The sequence below is a fragment of the Neoroseomonas lacus genome (genome assembly GCF_014644535.1).
Classification (GTDB): Bacteria; Pseudomonadota; Alphaproteobacteria; order Acetobacterales; family Acetobacteraceae; genus Neoroseomonas; species Neoroseomonas lacus.
Map to the genome: position 1 here is coordinate 18,416 of NZ_BMKW01000023.1, position 19,378 is coordinate 37,793.

Annotated in this window: 22 protein-coding genes and 1 pseudogene; 19 read left to right on the forward strand and 4 right to left on the reverse strand. The window is 68.4% G+C overall.

Annotated elements, in window-relative coordinates:
* Nucleotides 1-46 precede the first annotated feature (46 nt).
* From IEY36_RS28535 to IEY36_RS28550, 4 genes and pseudogenes are all read left to right on the forward strand, one after another.
* Nucleotides 47-724 (forward strand): RraA family protein, encoded by a 678-nt coding sequence (locus IEY36_RS28535; protein WP_188973412.1) that lies wholly within the window; start codon nt 47-49, stop codon nt 722-724.
* Complete coding sequence (locus IEY36_RS28540; protein ID WP_188973414.1) at nt 724-1,740, forward strand: C-terminal binding protein; 1,017 nt, start codon at nt 724-726, stop codon at nt 1,738-1,740. The genes IEY36_RS28535 and IEY36_RS28540 overlap by 1 nt, the downstream gene beginning before the upstream one ends.
* Nucleotides 1,737-2,867, forward strand: coding sequence for an alpha-hydroxy acid oxidase (locus IEY36_RS28545; RefSeq protein ID WP_188973416.1), 1,131 nt, complete (start codon nt 1,737-1,739; stop codon nt 2,865-2,867). The genes IEY36_RS28540 and IEY36_RS28545 overlap by 4 nt, the downstream gene beginning before the upstream one ends.
* Before the next feature lie 134 nt (nt 2,868-3,001).
* Nucleotides 3,002-3,233 (forward strand): annotated as a pseudogene (locus tag IEY36_RS28550) (integrase core domain-containing protein); the annotation flags it as partial.
* 41 nt (nt 3,234-3,274) lie between these two features.
* Here IEY36_RS28550 and IEY36_RS28555 read toward each other — a convergent pair.
* Nucleotides 3,275-3,436 carry a hypothetical protein gene (locus IEY36_RS28555; RefSeq protein WP_188973451.1) on the reverse strand — a complete coding sequence of 54 codons (162 nt, stop codon included), beginning with the start codon at nt 3,434-3,436 and terminating at the stop codon, nt 3,275-3,277.
* A 368-nt stretch (nt 3,437-3,804) separates the two neighbouring features.
* Here IEY36_RS28555 and IEY36_RS28560 point away from each other — a divergent pair, with 368 nt between their 5' ends.
* Nucleotides 3,805-4,782 (forward strand): alpha/beta hydrolase family protein, encoded by a 978-nt coding sequence (locus tag IEY36_RS28560; protein WP_188973418.1) that lies wholly within the window; start codon nt 3,805-3,807, stop codon nt 4,780-4,782.
* 225 nt (nt 4,783-5,007) lie between these two features.
* Here IEY36_RS28560 and IEY36_RS30905 read toward each other — a convergent pair whose 3' ends face one another.
* Nucleotides 5,008-5,436 carry a hypothetical protein gene (locus IEY36_RS30905; RefSeq protein ID WP_229681662.1) on the reverse strand — a complete coding sequence of 143 codons (429 nt, stop codon included), beginning with the start codon at nt 5,434-5,436 and terminating at the stop codon, nt 5,008-5,010.
* Nucleotides 5,437-6,069: 633 nt separating this feature from the next.
* On the opposite strand from IEY36_RS30905, the gene IEY36_RS30910 reads away from it, so the two are divergent.
* From IEY36_RS30910 to IEY36_RS28595, 6 genes are all read left to right on the forward strand, one after another.
* Nucleotides 6,070-6,390 (forward strand): DUF3489 domain-containing protein, encoded by a 321-nt coding sequence (locus IEY36_RS30910; protein WP_268238223.1) that lies wholly within the window; start codon nt 6,070-6,072, stop codon nt 6,388-6,390.
* Entirely contained in the window at nt 6,390-7,106 is a 717-nt protein-coding gene (locus IEY36_RS31220; RefSeq protein ID WP_188973420.1) for a recombinase family protein, read from the forward strand. The genes IEY36_RS30910 and IEY36_RS31220 overlap by 1 nt, the downstream gene beginning before the upstream one ends.
* A gap of 158 nt (nt 7,107-7,264) precedes the next feature.
* A complete protein-coding gene (locus IEY36_RS28580; RefSeq protein WP_188973422.1) occupies nt 7,265-7,636 on the forward strand; it encodes a nuclear transport factor 2 family protein in 372 nt (123 codons plus the stop codon).
* 63 nt (nt 7,637-7,699) lie between these two features.
* A complete protein-coding gene (locus tag IEY36_RS28585; protein WP_229681663.1) occupies nt 7,700-8,341 on the forward strand; it encodes a GNAT family N-acetyltransferase in 642 nt (213 codons plus the stop codon).
* A 75-nt stretch (nt 8,342-8,416) separates the two neighbouring features.
* Nucleotides 8,417-8,677 (forward strand): GntR family transcriptional regulator, encoded by a 261-nt coding sequence (locus tag IEY36_RS28590; RefSeq protein ID WP_188973424.1) that lies wholly within the window; start codon nt 8,417-8,419, stop codon nt 8,675-8,677.
* 190 nt (nt 8,678-8,867) lie between these two features.
* The gene (locus tag IEY36_RS28595; protein ID WP_188973426.1) at nt 8,868-9,797 is read left to right on the forward strand and encodes an aminotransferase-like domain-containing protein; all 930 of its coding nucleotides are present in this window, start codon (nt 8,868-8,870) and stop codon (nt 9,795-9,797) included.
* Nucleotides 9,798-9,841: 44 nt separating this feature from the next.
* Here the strand turns inward: IEY36_RS28595 and IEY36_RS28600 are convergent, their stop codons facing one another.
* Nucleotides 9,842-11,410 carry a winged helix-turn-helix domain-containing protein gene (locus tag IEY36_RS28600; protein ID WP_188973428.1) on the reverse strand — a complete coding sequence of 523 codons (1,569 nt, stop codon included), beginning with the start codon at nt 11,408-11,410 and terminating at the stop codon, nt 9,842-9,844.
* A gap of 135 nt (nt 11,411-11,545) precedes the next feature.
* On the opposite strand from IEY36_RS28600, the gene IEY36_RS28605 reads away from it, so the two are divergent.
* The 6 genes from IEY36_RS28605 to IEY36_RS28630 all read left to right on the forward strand — a co-directional run bounded on the left by IEY36_RS28605 (nt 11,546) and on the right by IEY36_RS28630 (nt 16,869).
* Nucleotides 11,546-11,779 (forward strand): hypothetical protein, encoded by a 234-nt coding sequence (locus tag IEY36_RS28605; RefSeq protein WP_188973430.1) that lies wholly within the window; start codon nt 11,546-11,548, stop codon nt 11,777-11,779.
* 160 nt (nt 11,780-11,939) lie between these two features.
* Entirely contained in the window at nt 11,940-12,272 is a 333-nt protein-coding gene (locus IEY36_RS28610) for a GYD domain-containing protein (RefSeq protein ID WP_188973432.1), read from the forward strand.
* An 89-nt stretch (nt 12,273-12,361) separates the two neighbouring features.
* Complete coding sequence (locus tag IEY36_RS28615; protein WP_188973434.1) at nt 12,362-13,276, forward strand: sulfotransferase domain-containing protein; 915 nt, start codon at nt 12,362-12,364, stop codon at nt 13,274-13,276.
* 270 nt (nt 13,277-13,546) lie between these two features.
* Nucleotides 13,547-14,869, forward strand: coding sequence for a tetratricopeptide repeat protein (locus IEY36_RS28620; protein ID WP_188973435.1), 1,323 nt, complete (start codon nt 13,547-13,549; stop codon nt 14,867-14,869).
* Between the two features lie 60 nt (nt 14,870-14,929).
* Nucleotides 14,930-15,685, forward strand: a complete 756-nt coding sequence (locus tag IEY36_RS28625) for an HpcH/HpaI aldolase family protein (protein WP_188973437.1) — start codon at nt 14,930-14,932, stop codon at nt 15,683-15,685.
* 209 nt (nt 15,686-15,894) lie between these two features.
* A complete protein-coding gene (locus tag IEY36_RS28630) occupies nt 15,895-16,869 on the forward strand; it encodes an NADPH:quinone reductase (protein WP_188973439.1) in 975 nt (324 codons plus the stop codon).
* Nucleotides 16,870-17,049: 180 nt separating this feature from the next.
* On the opposite strand, the gene IEY36_RS28635 is transcribed toward IEY36_RS28630, so the two are convergent.
* Nucleotides 17,050-18,318 (reverse strand): flavin-containing monooxygenase, encoded by a 1,269-nt coding sequence (locus IEY36_RS28635; protein ID WP_188973441.1) that lies wholly within the window; start codon nt 18,316-18,318, stop codon nt 17,050-17,052.
* A 399-nt stretch (nt 18,319-18,717) separates the two neighbouring features.
* Between IEY36_RS28635 and IEY36_RS28640 the strand changes: the two genes are divergently transcribed.
* Nucleotides 18,718-19,107, forward strand: a complete 390-nt coding sequence (locus IEY36_RS28640; protein ID WP_229681664.1) for a RidA family protein — start codon at nt 18,718-18,720, stop codon at nt 19,105-19,107.
* Between the two features lie 87 nt (nt 19,108-19,194).
* Nucleotides 19,195-19,378: transposase (locus IEY36_RS28645; protein WP_188973443.1), on the forward strand; the 184-nt coding region annotated here is incomplete at its 3' end.

Below are 19,378 nucleotides of genomic sequence, written 5' to 3' on the forward strand. Positions count from 1 at the left end.
ACGCGCAGGGCGCGCACGCCCTGCGCCCGCGGCAAGGACGACGGGCATGGACATCGAAGCCACCATCGCCACGCTGCGGCGATATGACACGCCGACCGTCTGGAATGCCCTCACCAAGCTGCGTGGCAACCGCATCGAGGGGCTGACCTTCGGCCGGCCGGTAGCGAGCGATCCCGCCATGCGCATGGTAGGCTACGCCGTGACGGCGCGCATGACCTCCGACCATCCCGCCCCGCTGACCCAGGCGGAAAAGGACGCAATCCGCTTCGCGTATTACCGCGTGGTGGGCAACGCCCCGGGGCCGCGCATCGTGGTGATGGAGGATGTCGGCGAGCGCCCCGGCCTCGGTGCCATCTGGGGGGAGGTGCATGCGGCGATCCATCGCGGCCTTGGCTGCGTCGGCGTCATCACAAATGGCGCGGTGCGCGATCTTGATGCGCTGGACGGGTTTCCAATCCTCGCCGGCAGCATCTGCCTCGGCAATGGCTTCACCCAGATCCGCAGCGTGAACGAGCCGGTGTCAGTGTTCGGGCTGACGGTGCATCCCGGCGACCTGATCCATGCCGACCGGCATGGCGCGATGATCGTCCCGCCGGAGCAGCTGGAGGCCCTCCCCGGCGCGATCGACGCCCTGCTCGCGGCCGAGCAGGCGACGATCCAGGCCACCCGCGCGCCGGGCTTCGATGCCGAGGCGCTCATTTCCCTCTGGCAGAAGACGAACTGATGAAGATCCTGGTCATCGATCCCCTCTACGATACCGTGCCCGATGTCGAGGAAGCAGCGGCCGGTCCCGGCGTCGAACTCGTCTTCCGGCGCTCGGTGCAGGGCACCCTGCCCGATCCCGGCGATTATGCGGGTGTGGATGCGGTGCTGAACTGCCGCAGCGCGCACCGGCTCCCGGCCGAGATCATCGCACAGCTCGACCGTTGCCGCTGCATCGCGCAGGGCGGCGTGGGCTATGGCCATGTCGATCTAAAAGCCGCCGGGGAACGCGGCATTCCGGTGATCAACACGCCGGATTACGGCACGACGGAGGTCGCGGACCACGCCGTCGCGTTGTCCCTCGCCTTGCTGCGTGGCATCCAGGCCTATGACCGCCGTCTGCGCCGGTCCAACGACAGTTGGGATGCAAGGCTGCTCAAGACGGTGAAACGGCTCGGCGGCGTTCGGGTGGGGCTGGTGGGGCTCGGCCGCATCGGCACCGCTGCCGCCCGTCGCTTCGAGGCCTTCGGCATGAAGGTCGGTTACTACGATCCGCATCTGCCCGTCGGGCATCATCTGTCGCATGGCTGGGAGCGCTTCGATACGCTGGACGCGCTGTTGGCCCGCAGCGACCTGCTCAGCATCCATTGCCTGCTGAATGAGGAGACGAGCCGGATGATCGATGCGCGCGCCCTTGCGCTGCTGCCCGAGGGCGCGGTGCTAGTGAACACCGCGCGCGGCGGCATCGTGGACTTCGCCGCCGTCGGAGATGCGTTGCGGAGCGGCCACCTCGGCGCCGCCGGCCTCGATGTCTTCGAGGAGGAGCCGCTCGATCGCGAGGACCCGCTCATCAGGGCCTGGGCCGCCGGTGAGGAATGGCTGGACGAGCGGCTGGTCCTCACGCCGCATTCGGCCTTCTACAGCACGGCGAGCATCCTCGACATCCGCCGCCTGTCGATGACCTATCTGGTGGACTATCTGCGCAACGGCCGCCTGCGAACCTGCGTGAATGCGCAGTACCTCGTCCATCCGCGGTGAAGGGACTGCCGACCAGTATCGAGACACTCCGCGAGGAGGCGCATCGTCATCTGCCGCGCTTCGTCGTGGACTACCTCGAAGGCGGCGCGGGCCAGCAGCGCACCCTCGCGCGCAACCGGGCCGCGCTGGATGCGCTCGCCCTGCTGCCGCGCACGCTGCGCGATGTGTCGCATGTCGATGTGACGACGCGTCTATTGGGGTTCGACATGGCGGCGCCGGTGATGGTGGCGCCGACAGGCGTCGCCGGCATGATGCGACCGGGTGCCGATGGCATGCTCGCCCGCGCGGCAGCGCGGATGGGCGTGCCATTCATTCTGAGCGCCGCGTCGAACATGCCGGTGGAGCAGGTGGTGTCATCGGGCGGGACTGTCTGGATGCAGGCCTACCCGCTCAAGGACCATCACGCGACACAGCGGCTCATGCGACGGGCGAAGGATGCCGGCTGCGTTGGGGTGGTGTTGACGGTCGATTCTCCGGTCGCAGGCATTCGCCATTGGGAGGCGCGGCACTTCACGCCGGCCGGGCGACCACGCCTGCGCACGCGGATCGACGCGCTGCGTCACCCCGCGTGGCTGGCCGCGGCACTGCGCCATGGCCCGCCGCGCTTTCCGAACATCGCCATGGAATTGCCGGACAAGAGCGTCCAGGCAGAGCGCAAAGCGATCAACGAGGGCAAGGATCCCGCCTTCACCTTCGATGGCCTCGCCCGGCTGCGGGACGCCTGGCCGGGTCCGCTCATCGTGAAGGGCGTGATCGATCCGGAGGATGTCCGACAGGTCGCTTCTCTCGGCGTGGATGCCGTGGTGCTCAGCAACCATGGCGGCCGACAACTCGACGGCATGGTCTCGACGGTGGAGATGCTTCCCGCCTGTCTGCATGCTGCGGGAAGCATGCCGCTGTTGCTGGATGGCGGCATTCGCGACGGGGTGGACATGGCAAAAGTCCTGGCATTGGGCGCGAAGGCCGTGCTGGTTGGACGGGTCCCGCTGTATGGCTTGGCGGCCGCTGGCGAGGCAGGCGCTGTTCGGGCGATCGAGCTTCTTCTTGTCGAATTCAGACGTGTGATGGGCCTGCTGGGTCGCACGGATATCATTGGGTTGGACCGATCCAGTATAGCTTCGGCGTAACGGCGGGGCCGGGCATTCCGCCATACAGCCAAACGCCGCAGCGCCGGCGGACGAGCCAGTATCCGCCAGAGAACGGAGAAACACGCCGAGCTCATGGCGGAGAACCGCCCGGCGTCATTCATGGTCCCTGTCCTTCCGGTGACGGCCACGGGCGGTGGATGGACAATGCGTTCATCGAGCGGCTTTGGCGCAGTCTGAAATACGAATGCGTCTACCTGCCCGCCTTCGAGACCGGCGCGGAGCTACGGGCGGGGCTTACGGCGTGGATCGGCTACTACAGCGCCAGTAGGCCCCCATTCAGTGCTCAGCGGGCAGACGCCCAATGAGGCTTACGGGCCGGGCGAGACGATGAGATTGGCGGCCTGACTAAAGTTGCCCCGTTTCCATGGACGGTCTGCGGGTAGCGATCAGTCCCTCATGAGCATCTTCCTCGCTTCATATTCTATGGGCGAGAGGTAGCCCAGGGCCGAGTGACGCCGGGTTGGGTTGTAGAAGCCCTCAATGAAGTAGATCACGGCAATGCGCGCCTTGGTCTGGGGCCGGAAGCGTCGCCGGTCGAAGAACTGCAAGACTGCATATCCGCCATCCAGCTTGGGCGCTTAGACCATGGGTGCGCGCCGTAACCACAGAGGCTTCCGGCGCGCGTGCTGAGCGCCGGGGACCGTGGCCGGACTGGGATAAGTTTCGGATCGTGAGAGAGACGACGGCGCCTGGCATTGGTGCAGATCGTCGTGAACCGGCATGAGGCGAGCGGGCGGCGACATCCGCTGGAGGAGGTGGCAACGGAGGCGGCGCGACGCCTTGTCGAGGTGGGGCGCGAGCGCGCCAGCCCGATTCTCGGGCTTGGTGGAAGCCGGGATGTTCCAAACGTAACGCAGCGCGCAGGCCGGCCACGCTACATACAATCGGGCGGTGCCTCGTCCCGAAGGATCAATCAATGCGCTTGTTCCAGGCAGTCGTGCTTTTCTTTCTCGCGGCCTGCCTTCCGGCCCGGGCCGAGAATGGGATAGTGGGGTTCGTTGTCATCGTGGTGCCGAACGGCACGGCGCCGCCGGTTGAGGCCGCCGTGTGGTATCCGGCGGAGGGCGCGACGCCCCGCGCCACACGGCTCGACTTCTTCAGCCAGGACCTGGCGCGGGATGCCCCGTTGCGGGGCCGCAACCTGCCACTCATCATTATCTCACACGGCAGCGGCAGCTCGTTCACCTGCCATGTCGACATGGCCCTCACCCTTGCTAAGGCAGGCTTTGTTGTCGCTGTGCCGACCCACACGGGCGACAACACGCGCGACCGCTCCGGCGCCGCAGATCTTGGCGCCCGCACTCGCCAATTCGCGGCGGTGATTGAGCATGTCGTTGACCACTGGAATCCTGGTGCAGTCGATCCCAACCGGATCGGCGCCTTCGGTTATTCTGCTGGTAGCTTCACCGTGCTGGTGGCGGCGGGCGGGACACCAGATCGCAGCCGGGTCGCCGCGCATTGCGCGGATCATCCTACTTTCTTCGAGTGCCGGTTGCTCGCCGGCGCGACGCCCTCCGCCGCGCCGCCCGTCTTGACGCGCACACCGCGCGCGTTCCGTGCGTTGGTCCTGGCTGCGCCGGCGCTCGGCTACACCTTCGGCCCCGGCTTACTGGCCGAACTGACCATGCCTGTGCAGCTTTGGCAGGCGGAGCAGGACGCCGTCCTACCCAAGCCGTACTATGTGGAGCCGGTGCGGTCTGCGCTGCCTCGGCCGCCGGAGTTCCACAGCGTGCCTGGTGCCGGGCATTTCGACTTCATGGCACCCTGCCCGGAAGGACTGGCCCGCGTCGCGCCAGCCATCTGCGAGAACAGGCCTGGCTTTAATCGTGCAGTGTTTCATGCGCGCTTCAACGCCGAGATCGTGCGATTCATGACGGATGCGCTGCGGCCCTAAGTCGCTGCAGCAGGGCCGAGAAGCTCGCGAAGAACACAGGTGGCATTCCGCAGCGGGGATGCCGATCAGGGCCTTCCGCAAGTTTCCCGAACACAGCCGCGCAGCCAGCGATGGGCTGGATCAGCATCCAGGCGCGGATGCCACAGCAAGGAGATCGTGAGCATGGGCGTCGGGATCGGAAGCGGCAAGTGATGCAGACCCGCTCACAGGCTCTCGGTGTGGCTTTCACGCGTACTTCGTCCCGGCCTGCTGGTTCCGCAGCACCGCCGTCATCATCTGCGCCGCCGTCACATTGAAGGCCTCGCGGAACACGAAGCTGGCTTCCACTCCAGCCGGCTCCTCGATCGGGGTCTTGGCGAGCGCCAGATAGACCTCGTGCAGCGTGATGGTCAGGCTGCGGTTGGCGTCGATCGCGTAGCTGAAGGCGAACTCGACCGGCGCTTTGTTCTGCGCCTGAGTCAGCAGGATGGTGGGCTCAGAAAGTAGCACCATGATCGCGACCTTCGCTTTGCTTCGCGCTGCTTCAGAGCGAATGGTTGGGTGCGCGGAGAGCACCGCGCGGCCTCGCCGGTCGGACCGGCGGGGCTCGGGCTGATAGCACCCGGATGGTCGGGTGCCGAACCGGAGCCCGACGATGACGAAGCTTTCCGACACGCAGCGTGTGATCCTCAGCCAGGCGAGGCAACGCGATGACCGGCTGGCGATCCCGCCCGAGCGCCTGCCGGCGGCCGCGCGACAGACCGTGGCAAAGGCCCTGATCAAGCAGGGACTGGTCAGCGACGAGCGTGCCGGCGCTTACGCCGTCAACGAGGCCTGGCAGATCGAGGGTCGGACGCGGCTGCTGCGCATCACCGATGAGGGTCTGCGCGCCATCGGTATCGAGCCGGAGCCGGCCAACGCGGTGGCCGAGGCGGAACTCGGCGGGCTGACGCCGCCTGAGTACGAAGAGGAGCAGACACTGGCCCAGGCCGCCCTCGACGCAGGAATGGAGTTGAGCGCCGACGCGGCAGACGTGGAGCATCATTCGACGGCAGGGGACACCGATCCGCAGCCCGACGCGGCCCTGCTCCTTGGGGCGGGCCTGGGAGACTCACTGGCGGCGTCTGCTCTCGCCCCGCCGCTCACCAGCGCCGAGGCGACAGAGGGCGCTCAGCGCCCGCCGGTGAGTCAGCGCGGGGCAATCAGCCGCGTAGCCGCCTGCGCACGGCCGCAGCGACCGTCCTGGCAGCCTGGGACGTCCCGGAGCGGGACGGGCTCAACGATGCCCTGGCAACGCTCCGCGAGGTCCTGGCAGCCACACAGCGGCCGACGCGTGCTTCCCGCCCGCCGCGCGACCCCGCCACCCCGCGCCACCCCCGCAGTGGCACCAAGCAGGAGAACGTCCTCGCCCTGCTGCGCCGTGACGAAGGCGCGACCATCACCCAGGTCATGGACGCGACCGGCTGGCAGCAGCACACCGTCCGCGGCTTCCTCGCCGGCCTCAAGCGGAAGGGCGTCACCGTGGAGGTGTTGGATCGGGTGCGGCAGGTCGGGCCGAGCAAGCAGGGCGCGAAGGGCTCCTACTCGATCTACCGCATCGCCATCGCCGCGCCGGCGGAGGCCGGCTGATGCGCATCGGCACACTGGCACCCCGCCTGGCGGTAGGCCTCCCCCGGGTCTCGACCGCCGAGCAGGGCCAGAGCGGGCTGGGCCTCGAGGCCCAGCAGGCCAGCATTCGGTCCTTCGTCGCTTCGCAGGGCTGGACGCTGGTGGCGGAGTATTCCGACATCGCCTCGGGCAAGGACGATCGGCGACCCGGATTTCAGGCAGCGCTGGCCCGATGCCACCAGCTGGATGCCGTGCTGGTAGCGGCGCGGCTGGATCGCATCACCCGCCGCGCCCACACCCTGTCGCAACTGCTGGAAGACGGCGTCTCAATCCGAGCGGCGGATATGCCCGGCGCGGACGACTTGATGCTGCGGATCTACGTCGCGATGGCGCAGAAGGAGCGGGAGCTGATCAGTGAGCGGACCAGGGCGGCGCTGGCGGCGGCCAGGGCCCGCGGGACGGTGCTGGGCGGGGATCGGGGCTACCGCCCGGCGAAGTGGCCGGACGTCAGCGCCGCCAGTCGGGTGCGGCACGAGGCGGCGGAACGCACCGCGCATCGCCTGCATCTGCAGCTGGAGCGATTACGCGCTGCCGGCATCCGGCGTTGCCGCCGAGGAGCATCGCCATTCGGGCCGACTGCTGAACCACCGGCACATCGGGAAATCGCAGCGACCGGTGCATCGGATAACGAACCGGTACCATCACTTCCGCGCAGACCGGTTCTCTGCGCCGCGTAGGGCCGCAGCTACACAGCACGCATCCCTCTTCCGCCCCCCTGATCCGGGGCGGCCACGAGACAGCCCGGACCGAAGGGACGACCGCGCCCGTTCCAGGCCGCGTCCACAACGTCCGGCTGATCCTCGTAGGGACCGGCATGCTGCGACAGGAGGACACGATGAGCGCTGTGAAGATCGAGGAATACCAGGCGATCAACGATACCGTTCAGCACTACCTGGACGGCGGAAGGACCGGCAGGGGCGAGCTGATGAAGCCCGCCTTCCACGCCGATGCGACGATCTACGGCTATGTCGGGCCGGATCTCTTCGCCGGCCCGATCCAGGGGCTGTTCGACTGGAACGACAGGAACGGCGCGGCGAAGGACGTGGTCGTGAACGTCACCGTCCTGCAGGTGGTGGAGACGGTCGCCGTGGTGCGCGTCGAGGCCGACAACTGGACCGGCCAGCGCTACACCGACTTCCTGACGCTGCTGAAGGTCGATGGGCGCTGGAAGATCATGCAGAAGGTCTTCCACCACCACGCCGCCTGACGCCATGGCCGGGCAATGCCGGCGTTGCATCCGGCGCGGCATCGCCGATAGGCTCCCGGTCGCGTGATCGGCGCGCCCGGGCCCGGCCGACCGGGACCTCCGGGCCGCTCCAGGGGAGGCCAGCCCATGGCCGTAATCCGCCTCGCCGACAGATCCGACGACCCCGGCGTCGTCGGCGTGATGACCCTAGCCTTCGCGAATGTTCCGGCCTGCCGGTTCATGTTCCCCGACCCGGTCCAGTACCTGACCTTCTTCCCGGACTTCGTGCGGCTCTATGGCGGCCTGGCCTTCGACCATGGCGGCGCCCACGTCATCGCAGGGAACGGCGGAGCCGCGATGTGGCTGCCGCCGGATGTGCATCCGGACGATGCGGCGCTCGATCACCTGATCGAACGCGGCGTCGCACCTGTAGCGAGGTCCGAAGTGTTCGCTGTCCTTTCGGCCATGGCGTCGCACCACCCGCAGGAGCCGCATTGGTTCCTGCCGCTGATCGGCATCGATCCGCGCCAGCAGGGCCAGGTCCACGGCATGGCCCTGATGACCCACGGGCTCCAGGCCTGCGATCGCGACGGCAGGGCGGCCCATCTCGATTCATCGCATCCGGACAACGTCCCGTTCTATGAGCGACTGGGCTTCGAGCTTCTCACAACGATCGAGATCGGCGGGCATCCGCCGACGTTTCCCATGCGGCGTCGACCTCGATGACGCGATCGTCGCGATGACGACACGGCGTCCAGAGGATCCGACCGGAAGCGCCTTCCCATCAGGGCGGAGACCGACATGCAGCTCTCCTTCGAAGTCGACCCGTCGGCGCCGATCTCGCTGCAGAACCAGCTGGTCGGGCAGATCAGCACATCGATCACCACCGGGCGCCTGAAGCCCGGCACGAGGCTGCCGGGCACGCGCGCGCTCAGCGAGCAACTCGGCGTCTCTCGCAACACGGTGCTGCTGGCCTATGCCGGACTTGCCGCCGAGGGCTTCGTGGAGACGCGCGAAGGAGCTGGCACCTATGTCAGCCCCGCATCGCCCGAGCCGCCCTAGTTCACCACGCACGCGACGACAACCGCGCCGCGCGCCGCGACACCGCGCCCGGCCTCGGTGCCGCCGCCCCTGACCTGCGATTTCGAGCTGGAGGGCATCGACCCCGATCTCTTTCCGAGCGCGGTCTGGCGTCGCCTCATGATCCGGCGGATGCAGAGCGCGCGCTTCAACCTCACACGCGCCGGCAACCGTGGAGCCCGGCCAGGTGGTGGTCGTCTCCAGCATCCAGCAGGCGATGACGGCGGTGGGGCAGATTCTCGTGCGCCCCGGCACGCCGCTGGTCATGGAAGCACCGGGATGCAGCATGATCGCGCCGCTCTACCAGCGCTACGGCGCCGAGGTCCTGCCGGTGCCAGCCGAGGCGGACGGCCTGATGACCGACCGCCTGCCGGCCTGCCGCGGAGGCGTCGCCATCGTCACGCCGGCGCGGCACTTCCCGCTGGGCGGCACGATGCCGGCGCCGCGCCGGCGCGCCCTTCTGGACTGGGCCGACGCCAGCGACGCCCATGTGTTCGAAGTCGATTTCGACAGCGACTTCCAGTACGAGGGCTCGCCCCAACCGTCCCTCCAGGCGATGGATCGCACAGGGCGCTTCATCTATGCGGGCTCCTTCGCGATGACGATCGGGCCGGGCTTGCGCATCGGCTACCTGATCCTCCCGCAGGATCTCGTGCAGCCGGCGCTCGAGGCCGTGTCCCTGCTGGAGCACGCCTGGCCCATCCAGGGCATGGGCGCGCCGTGGCTGGACCAGGCGGTGTTGACCGACTTCATCGACAGCGGCGGCTACGACAAGCACCTGCGGACCCTGCGTCGGGCCTACATGGAACGGCGCGACGCGGTGGTGGCGGGTCTCGCCCGGCATTTCGGCGCTCCCGACCTGCTTGGCATGGGGTGCGGCACGCACCTCGCGTGGCGTGTGCCTCGACATCTCCCGGATGCCGCAGAATGCGAAGCACGCGCCCGCGCCGTGGGTATCGCGGTGCACACGTTGAAGTTCAGGACCATCTCCGGCGCCGAGACGCTGCCGGGCTGGGAACGCCACCTGCTGCTGGGCTTCGCGGCGCTGAAGCCCGCGGTCATCGCGACGATGCTCGACCGCTTCGCGGCGTCGCTGCGTTGAGGGGCTGATGTTGCCGCGGCTGATGGAGGTGCTTCCGGCGGCGCTCACTCCGGCAGGCCGGCCGCGCGCAGATCCGCCCAGAAGGCGTCGCGGAAGCTGCGGTCGCGCCAGATGTCGGGCATGCGGCCGACCCGTATCCCTGGCGCGATGCGCAGCAGCGCCTGCACCGCCTCACGCGCCTCCGCTTCGCGACCAAGACGCCAGAGCGCAACGGTCAGCGTGCGGAGACAGGCGGCGACGCCGGGTATTTCGATTTGATGAACGCCCTCCTCGGCGCAGCGCACCGCTGCCGGCAGGTCGCCCAGCATCAGGTGGGCGAGGGCCTCGCCAGCATGCATCATCCCGATTTCGGGGTCGCGCGGGCTGAGGCGCAGCGCGCGACGGAACAGCGGGATCGCGCCCGCCGGCTCACAGGCATGATTGCGCACCCAGCCGGCGCTGGTGGCGGCCTGCGCGGAGTTGGGGTTGATCGCCACTGCACGCCCTGTCGCGGCGGGCCCGGCCTCGTAGTCGCGACCGAAGTAGGAGATCGCGTGACCGGCCAGCCGCAGGGTCGCGGGATCGTCGCCCGCGCCGGCCAGCGCCTCGCGCGCCAGCCTGAGGCCTCGCGCGGCGTCGCCCGGCTCCAACCATTGACGTGACGAGCGAGCGACATGGCACATCGCAGCCAATCCCTTGGCGAGCGCAAAGTTCGCATCGGCTTCGACCGCGCGACGCAGCAGGTCGAGTGCGGCGTCGTTGTCCACCCGCGTCATCGCGTAGTGGTGCGGCAGAGCGCGCAGATAGAGGTCATACGCCGCGAGGCTGCCCGTCGGCTTGGCGACGGAGCGGCGGATCTCCGCCGCCTGCAGATTCGGCTCCAGCGCACCGGCAACCGCTTCGGTCACGCGGTCCTGCAACTCGAAGACATCATCGAACGCTGCGTCGAACCGCTCCGACCAGAGCTGCCGCCCGGTCTCGGCCTCGGCGAGCTGACAGGCGATGCGCACATGCCCGGCGGCCTTGCGTACGCTCCCTTCCAGCACGTAGCGCACGCCGAGCTCGCGCCCCACCTGGCGCACATCCATCGCGCGGCCCTTGTAGCTGAAGGCGGAGTTGCGCGCGATCACGAAGAACCAGCGGATGCGCCCGAGCGCCGCGGTGATCTCCTCCACCATGCCGTCGGCGAAGTAGTCCTGCTCGGGGTCGTCCGACATGTTGGCAAACGGCAGCACGACGAGCGACGGGCGATCCTCCGGCGGGGTCAGCGCCTCGGCCGCGGGCGGCGCGGCCGGGGCGGCGTTGACCACGGCATCGAGCATGTAGCCCCGGCGCGGGACCGATCGCAGCACGCGCCCATCCTTGTCGCCGATGGCGCGCCGTGCATCCCGCACCGCCTGGAACAGGCTGTCCTCGGTGACGGTCACGCCGGGCCACACCGCATCGAGCAGCGTGTCCTTGGAGACCGTCCGCCCGGCCTCGCGCGCCAGGGTGCGCAGCAGGTCGAAGGGCTTCGGCGCCAGCGGCACCTCGGCGCCGGCGGCGTTGCGCAGGCTGCCGCGGCCGAGGTCGAGCGTAACGCCCGCGAAGCGCAGCACCTCCCCCTCGCCCTTCTCCGCCATGCGCCCCGCCATCGGTTCAGAACCTCAGCGGATCATACACACGTTATCGGCGGAAGGTCAGGCGGCGATCAGGACGCGCGGCCGAGGCGCGGGCGAAGGTTCGGTCACGCCCGGCGCGGTGCCGTGTCGCGGACAACGGAGACGACGATGAGCGCGACGACGAACTTCTCCCCGATCCTGGCTCCGGCGGCACCGGTCCGCGGCACTTGGCGCGGGCGGCTCGCGGGCTGGCTGGCGCGGCTGGCGACGACGCGGCAGCGGACGCCGGCCGATACGTCGCCGGCCGACCTCGGGAACCACCTGCGCCACGACCTCGGGCTGCCGCCTGGCCCGTCCCATGACGACCGCATCTGGGACGTGGGCGGGCTGATGTGGCGCTGACCTCCGGGCACGCTGCCGGAAAGCGAAATGCAGGCGCCAGGCCGAATCCGCCCCACCCATGGCCGATGGGCCTGTAGGGTGGATGCGGCCGTCATCGCGCGACGACCGCGGGGCGGGGCAGCGCCGGGAAGAAGAAAACCAACCTCAGGGAGAGACGGCCATGCTGTTCAGCATCACCGCGAACTACACCCCACAGGCCATCAACGCGCTGATGGCGAACCCCGACGCGAACCGCGCCGAGGCGATCAAGCGCCTGCTCGAGGCGGCCGGCGGCAAGCTCGTCTCCTTCTACAGCACGCAGGCAGAAGGCCCGGGCGTCCTGGTGATCTGCGACCTGCCGGACCTCGCGGCGGCAGCGGCTGTCGGCGGGGTCGCCCTGGCGGGTGGTGCGATCCACAACTATCGCCTCACGCGGCTGATGACGCCCGACGAGGTGAAGCCCATTCGCCACAAGGCGGCGCAGCTCAAGGCAGCCTACGCGCCGCCGTCGTAGCGCTATCGCGTCCGGAAGGCGGCCTTGTGCCGCCTTCTGGCACCGGCGGGCCTGCGACACCCGGCAGCGCGCCACAAGGAGAGCTTCCATTGCGCACCTACACCGGACCATTCATCGACAGCTCGCGATGGGAGCGATTTCAGCCCCGGCCCGACGACGTGCTCATCGCGACGCCTCCCAAGTGCGGCACGACCTGGATGCAACACATCGTGGGCATGCTCCTGATGGACACCTTCGAGGCTGGCCAGCCGTTGTCCCGCCGTTCGCCCTGGCTGGACGCCCTGTTCGCCAGTGAGCGCGAGGTCTTTGAGACCTTGGCCGCGCAGACCCACCGCCGGTTCATCAAGACCCATTTGCCGCTCGACGGGCTGCCATCGCATGGCTCGTGGACCTACATCACCGTCTTCCGGCACCCGCTCGACGCCATGCTGTCGGCGCGCGACCAACGGGAGAACATGGATCCGGCCCACCTCGTGAAGCTGATCGCCGAGGTGAACGACCGTCCGCCACAAGCGCTCCCACCGCGGCCGCAAACCGATCCGGCGACCTACCTCCGCAACTTGATCGACAGCGACGCCGAGCCCAACGGCCACAGCATCCTCGGGCTGGCCGACTACGCAAACACCCTTCGCGCGGCCTGGGAACGCCGGCACGAGCCGAACGTGCACCTCTTCCATTACGATGAGATGTCGAACGACCTGGGCGGGCAGGTCGGTCGGCTCGCGGGCCTTCTCGGCGTCGCCCTGGATGCGGAGCGCCACCGCGCGATCGTCGAGGCGGCCACGCTCGATGCGATGCGTCCGCGGGTCCGGGAAACCGTGCCCTACGCTGACGGCTCTGTCTTCAAGGATGCAGAGGCATTCTTCCGCGGCGGCGGGCGGCGTGGATGGCCCGCTCTCCTCACCCCCGACGAGATTTCAGGGGTCGGTCACCGGCTCGAGGCGCTGGTCGGCCGCGAGGCCGCAGCCTGGGTGCTGCAGGACGGCGCAGCGCGCAACGGGTGACGTCGCGGCGAGGGCTGACGTCGGTGCCGCGGCAACCGTGCGGCGCGGACACCAGGTACAGAATGCGCGCGGACCGAACCCATGAATGCGTGCGCGTACCCAGATCGCGGCAGCCACGAACGCGTCGATGACGGTCCGGCGTCACATCGGTTGGCCGTGGGTGCAGTGCGCGAACGCGCGGCTGGGAACCGCTCCGATCGGAAAAAAGCTCGCCAGACAAATCGACGGTGGCGCAGGCTGATCCCAGACCTGCCAAGCGGAGGCACGCGAATGACGCAGGATGCTCAGGGGTATGCGGTCTCGGGCGGCACCAGGGAGTCCGTCGAACGCCTCGACCAGGCCATCCGCGCCTTCACCATCGGCCATGGCGATGCGCTGGCCCTGCTCGATGCGGCTGGCGCCCTGTCGCCCGACATGCCGATGGCCCTGATTGCCAAGGCGTGGATCCTCGCGATCCCGGTCGATCCCAGGCTGGCCACGATGGCGCGCGACCTCGCCGGGCGGGCACGGGCGCTGTCCCTGAACGGGCGCGAGCGTTCGCTGCTCGGCGCGCTCGACCTGCTGCTCGACGGTGAACGGCGGGCCAGCATCACGGCGCTCGAGGCGCATCTGCTGGACCATCCGCGCGACCTGCTCGCGCATTACGCCGCCTTCTACGGCGACGCGCTGCTCGGCCGCTTTCCCCGCATGCGCGAGCGGGTGGCGCGCGCCCTGCCGTACTGGTCGTCGGACACGCCGGGCTTCGCGGTGCTGCGCGCGGCGCGGGGCTTCGCGCTGGAGGAGGCCGGCAGCTACGCCGAGGCGGAGGAGGATGCACGGGCGGCCATTGCCATGGAACCGCATCTCTATTTCGCCCATCACGGGATCATGCATTGCATGGAGATGACCGGCCGCCCCGGCGACGGTCTCGCCTGGAGCAGGGAGTACGCGGCGCTGTGGGCCTCGGCCGAAAGCGGCGCGCAGGGCCATCTCTGGTGGCATACCTCCCTGTTCCACGTTGAACTTGGCCAGTTCGGCGAGGCGCTGGACCTCTTCGACGGCCCGGTGATGCGCACGGTCCGCCCGATCGGCTTCTCGCTCAGCGACCCCGCCGCCCTGCTGTGGCGCCTGGACACGCTGGGCTGCGACGTCGGCCGCCGCTGGCACGACCTGCTGCCGCGCTGGGAAGGGCATGCCGATGGGCGCAGCATCGTGTTCGCCGACATGCACGCCGCGATGACCGAACTGCGTTCCGGCAACGAGGCGCTTGCCGAGGCGCGCCTTTCCACCATGCGCCAGACCGCCGCCGGCAGCGGGGAGACCGCGTCGCTGTACCGGGAGATCGGGGTGCCGCTCATCGAGGGCATCGTCGCCTTCCATCGCGGCGCGTATGACGACTGCGTTGCGCGGCTGTTCCCCCTACGCGCCGAGGTCTGGCGCATCGGCGGCAGCATTGCGCAGCGCGACATCGTCGACTGGACCCTGACCGTCGCCGCGCTGCGCGGCGGCCACAAGGCGCTTGCAGGGGGCCTGGCTTACGAGCGGTTGGCGGGGCGCCCCGAGAGCCTCATCAATCGGCGCTTCCAGGAGGAGGCCGAGCGGATCGCAGCCTGATCACGGGCCGGAGCGCTTCGAATTAACGGCAGTCAGGCGGGACCAGCAAGGCAACTCGAAATGGCGGAACCTGCACCGAAGATCCGCACGTCGTTCATTTGCACAATTCCTTCGGCAGTTGTGACGCAAGCCTTGGCACAGGCGGGTGCAGACGCTGTCGTTATCGACCAGGAACATGGCGCAATCGGACCGGAGCATCTCCACGCGATGATTGCCGCGACGGCAGGCACGAAGTGCCGTCCTCTCGTAAGGGTCGGCAAACGCGACGAGGCAATGGTGAAGCTGGCGCTCGACATGGGCGCCGCCGGCATCGTGTTTCCCCTGGTGAATACAGCGCAGGAGGCAGCGGATTGCGTCGCAATGACATGCTATCCGCCGCGCGGACGGCGCGGCTTCGGCCCCTTCATCGGGCATTCGAGATGGGGCGTTTCGTTCGAGGACTATCTCTCGAAGGTCGGCGGCACGGTCGTCTGCAATATCCTGATCGAAACCAGGTCGGCGATCGACAACATCGAGAAAATCTTTGCGGTCGAAGGCATCAGCGCCTTGATCCTTGCGCCGTTCGACCTCGCGGTCGAACTCGGTTGCCCCGGCCGGTTCGACAGCCCCGATTTCCTAGCGGCCGTGGAACAGTTCGAACGAGCGACGGACGCGGCCAAGGTGGCCAAGGTGGCCAAGGTGGCCAAGAGCAGGGTCGCCATGACGGAGCAGCAGGTCCAGGCAGCCGCCGCGCGCGGCTACGCGGCGATGATGCTGGGCTTCGACGTAATGATGCTCAAGAATTCCGCCGCAACAGCAATCGGTTGGATAAAATGATCGACCCCGACACGCTCGCGTTCCGCGATTGCAAGTCGTGAAGGCCTGCGATCGCACCAAAACAGGTCGAGGGTCTGGACGCGCCTTAGCAAATAGTCAACGGCGACGCTTCGGACCGACTAGCGACAATCCTGGTAGATGTTGCGCAGCATTAGAGCCCGGGCCACAGCATTTTGAAGCAAGTGTGTTACCCAACTCAGGAGACTGACATGAAAGCGATCCGCGTCGATGCTTTCGGTGGACCAGAGGTTATGCGGCTTCAGGAGGTGAGCGACCCGGTCCCTGGATCGGGCGAGGTCGTGATCGATGTCCGCGCCGCAGGCGTGAATCCCGCCGATACCTACATGCGGAGCGGGGCCTACGCGATTCTTCCGCCGCTTCCCTACACGCCCGGCGGGGACGCCGGCGGGGTCGTGGCGGCAGTCGGACCGGACGTCGAGGATTTCGCGGTCGGGGATCGAGTGTTCGTCGGTACCGCGCTCAGCTTCGACCTGACCGGATGCTACGCCGAGAAGGTGAAGCGCCGCGCCAGCGAGGTGTTGCCTCTGCCTGGCAACGTCAGCTTTGCCGCCGCGGCGGCCTTCGGGGTGTCCTACACCACAGCCCATTACGCTCTCTTCGAGCGCGGCGGCGCCCGATCAGGCGAGACGGTCTTCATCCACGGCGCCAGCGGGTCCGTCGGCACGGCGGCTGTCCAGCTGGCGAAGCGCGCGGGCCTGAAGGTGATCGGCAGTGCGGGCAGCGCCAGGGGGCTCGCGCTGATTGTCGAGGAAGGCGCGGACCTGGCGGTCGATCACAGCCAGAAGGGCTACCTCGACGAGGTGAAGAGCTACACCGGCGGCCGCGGGCCGGAGCTGATCCTCGAGATGCTCGCCAACGTCAATCTCGCCGCCGACATGGATCTCGTCGCGAAATACGGGCGGATCATCGTGATCGGCAACCGCGGGGAGATCACCGTCAATCCGCGCCTGGCGATGATGAAGGAACTCGACATACGCGGGATCGCACTTTGGAACGCGACACCGGCGCAGGTGAAGCCGATGATGCAGGACATCATGGCCGGCGTGGCGGAAGGGTCGTTGAGGCCCGTCATCGGGCGAGAGATGCCGCTCGCCGACGCGGCCGCGGCGCATGTGGCGGTCCTGGCGCCCGGCGCGCATGGCAAGATCGTGCTGGTGCCATGACCCCAGCGATGAACGGGCTCGTCCGCCACGGCATCCGGATGCCGGACGAGCGAAGTACCGGGCTGGTCAGCCCAGGCGGATCACGCCAGAGCGGTGCGAGCCCCACGATCGCGGCTCGAACCACGCTACGGACGCGCCCGACGACACCCGGCTTCCGGCATAGGTGACCGCGCCGGGCGGCTAACCCCGACCGGGCTCGCCTCCGGCAGGCAAGTTCGGCGTCGTCCGTCCCGACATCGCGCAAACGCTCTCCGCCAGCCGCTCGGCATCCTCGGCGACGCCGATGAGGAAGGCCGAGCTGAACTTCGACAGAAAATGCAGGCCGAGGAAATAGAGGCCCTGGAACCGTGTCACGCCCTTTTCGTGCACCGGCGCACCGCGCTCATCGAACGCGGGAATGTCGATCCAGCCGAAATCGAGATCGTAGCCCGTCGCCCAGATGACGGTGCCGATGCCGTCGGCGCGGAAATCCAGGCGCCGGATCGGGTCGTGCATCGCGGGCGGGGTCGGCATGATCACGCGTGCGGCCGGATCCTCCGGCAGTTGCATCCCTGTCCGCGCGACATGCGCGTCCACGAGATCGAGAAACGCGAGGTAGCCGGCGTCGCCATGCGCCAGGTTGTCGGCAAGGTCGTCCGCGAAGGTCATCGCTTCCCGGGTGGCCGCCTCCGCGCGTCCGAGAAGGGTCATGCCCTGGTCGGCGTAGTCGCGGAAATCGATCGTGTGCCCGCCATAGGCGCCGGTGTGCACGACGGGGGAGGAATCCGGGTTGCGCCGCTCGGGCGGCGTGTTGACCATGCCGGTCTCCACCCACCACCAGACGTGATCGTGCCCGCGATAACGGCGCGGTGCGCGGCGATGCCTGCTGACCGACAGGAACACCTTGCGGCCCGCGCGCATGAGTTCCTCGGCGATCTGCGCCCCGGACGCACCGGCGCCGATGACAAGCACCGCACCGTCGGGAAGCTTGTCCGGCGCGCGGTACTCGGCGGCATGGATCTGCAGCACCGCGGCGTCGCGCGGCAGCATGGCCGGGATCACGGGGCGATGAAACGGGCCGGTGGCGACGATGACATTGCCGGCGGTCATCGGCCCCGCGGACGTCTCCAGCAGATACCGCCCGGTGCCGCCCTCCCGCGCCAATCGCGTCACGGCGACACCCTCCCGCACGGGCGCCGAGATGAACTCTGCGTACCCGGCCAGGAAGTCAGCGATCCGCGCGGCGCTGGCGAAGCCGTTGGGATTGTCATGCACAAGCGGATAGTCGGGCATGGCAACGAGCAGGTTGGGCGTCTGGAAGTGGAGTCCGTCCCATCGTTCCGACCGCCAACTCTCGGCGATCCTTCCCCGTTCCAGAATGCAGTGGCCGCAGCCACGCTTCGACAGCGCGTGGCTCATCACAAGCCCGGCCTGGCCCCCGCCGATGATCAGCGTATCGATCTGTTCCATGAAGACCGCGCTGCATCGTTTCCACCGGTACTGTGTCGATCTGCAGGTGGGCCGTCGAGGAGAAGTTCGCCGCACGAACCAAGCCCCGGCTCGCCATGATCGCGGCGGGCGGCGAAGCCGGGCGTCCCGCCGAAAAGGTGGACGTCTGCGGACGCCGCTTTACGGAGAGTCCCCGCGCCCGGTCAGCCGACGGCGCGGACCATCCGTTCCTGCCCTGGCGCCAGCACGGGAAAACGCGGGGAGCGCTTCACGTTCGCCGCGTGGCTGACAGCTCCGCAGCGCGATGGTCTCGGCATCTCGGGTTGCGGGCAGCGTTACCGCGTGGTTCGCTTTGGATTGGCCACCCATCCGGGCAACGTCGGCTCAAAGGTGGGCGTGCGCGAGCATCGGAGGGTCGCCGTGAAGGAAGTGATCGAGGTCCCCGTCCTTTCGGCAGCCGTTCGCCGGTTGGGCGTGCCTCTCTCCCTGGTCACTCGGGCCAACGGGATGGTCTTCGTCTCCGGCACGCCGCCACTGGATCTGGCGACAGGGGCGCTGGTGAAGGGCGATATCCCCGTGCAGACCACGGCTTCTCTGAACGCGGTCGCGCATTGCCTGGCCGCCGCCGGCTCGTCGCTCGACCGCGCGGTCATGGTGCGCATCTACGCCGCCAATGCCGGGTTCTACGGCGCGATCAACGCGGTGTATGCCGGGTTCTTCCCGACCAACCCGCCCTCCCGCACGTTCGTGCCGGTGGCCTCCTGGCCGATGGAGTTCGATTTGGAGATCGAATGCATCGCGCTGGCCTGAACGCGGCCAACCACGCGACGCTGACCTGCCCCCCTAGAATCGGTCCGCCGGAAATGTTGTCCGGCGGCAGCGATGGGAGGTTGTGGGATGGGGCGGAAGAAGGCGCACACGCCTGAGGAGATCGTTGCGAAGCTGCGGCAGGCGGAGGTGCTGATTGGCCAAGGTAAGACGGTGGCGGATGCGGTGCAAGCAATCGGCGTGACGGAGCCGACCTACTATCGCTGGCGGACGGAGTTCGGTGGCCTGAAGCTGGACCAGGTGAAGCGGCTCA

What these genes read in the sequence shown, in the direction of transcription:
- IEY36_RS28535 (WP_188973412.1), top strand. Translation starts at nt 47, where the DNA reads ATGGACATCGAAGCCACCATCGCCACGCTGCGGCGATATGACACGCCG.
- IEY36_RS28540 (WP_188973414.1), top strand. Translation starts at nt 724, where the DNA reads ATGAAGATCCTGGTCATCGATCCCCTCTACGATACCGTGCCCGATGTC.
- IEY36_RS28560 (WP_188973418.1), top strand. Translation starts at nt 3,805, where the DNA reads ATGCGCTTGTTCCAGGCAGTCGTGCTTTTCTTTCTCGCGGCCTGCCTT.
- IEY36_RS31220 (WP_188973420.1), top strand. Translation starts at nt 6,390, where the DNA reads ATGCGCATCGGCACACTGGCACCCCGCCTGGCGGTAGGCCTCCCCCGG.
- IEY36_RS28580 (WP_188973422.1), top strand. Translation starts at nt 7,265, where the DNA reads ATGAGCGCTGTGAAGATCGAGGAATACCAGGCGATCAACGATACCGTT.
- IEY36_RS28590 (WP_188973424.1), top strand. Translation starts at nt 8,417, where the DNA reads ATGCAGCTCTCCTTCGAAGTCGACCCGTCGGCGCCGATCTCGCTGCAG.
- IEY36_RS28600 (WP_188973428.1), bottom strand. Translation starts at nt 11,410, where the DNA reads ATGGCGGGGCGCATGGCGGAGAAGGGCGAGGGGGAGGTGCTGCGCTTC.
- IEY36_RS28605 (WP_188973430.1), top strand. Translation starts at nt 11,546, where the DNA reads ATGAGCGCGACGACGAACTTCTCCCCGATCCTGGCTCCGGCGGCACCG.
- IEY36_RS28610 (WP_188973432.1), top strand. Translation starts at nt 11,940, where the DNA reads ATGCTGTTCAGCATCACCGCGAACTACACCCCACAGGCCATCAACGCG.
- IEY36_RS28620 (WP_188973435.1), top strand. Translation starts at nt 13,547, where the DNA reads ATGACGCAGGATGCTCAGGGGTATGCGGTCTCGGGCGGCACCAGGGAG.
- IEY36_RS28625 (WP_188973437.1), top strand. Translation starts at nt 14,930, where the DNA reads ATGGCGGAACCTGCACCGAAGATCCGCACGTCGTTCATTTGCACAATT.
- IEY36_RS28630 (WP_188973439.1), top strand. Translation starts at nt 15,895, where the DNA reads ATGAAAGCGATCCGCGTCGATGCTTTCGGTGGACCAGAGGTTATGCGG.
- IEY36_RS28635 (WP_188973441.1), bottom strand. Translation starts at nt 18,318, where the DNA reads ATGGAACAGATCGATACGCTGATCATCGGCGGGGGCCAGGCCGGGCTT.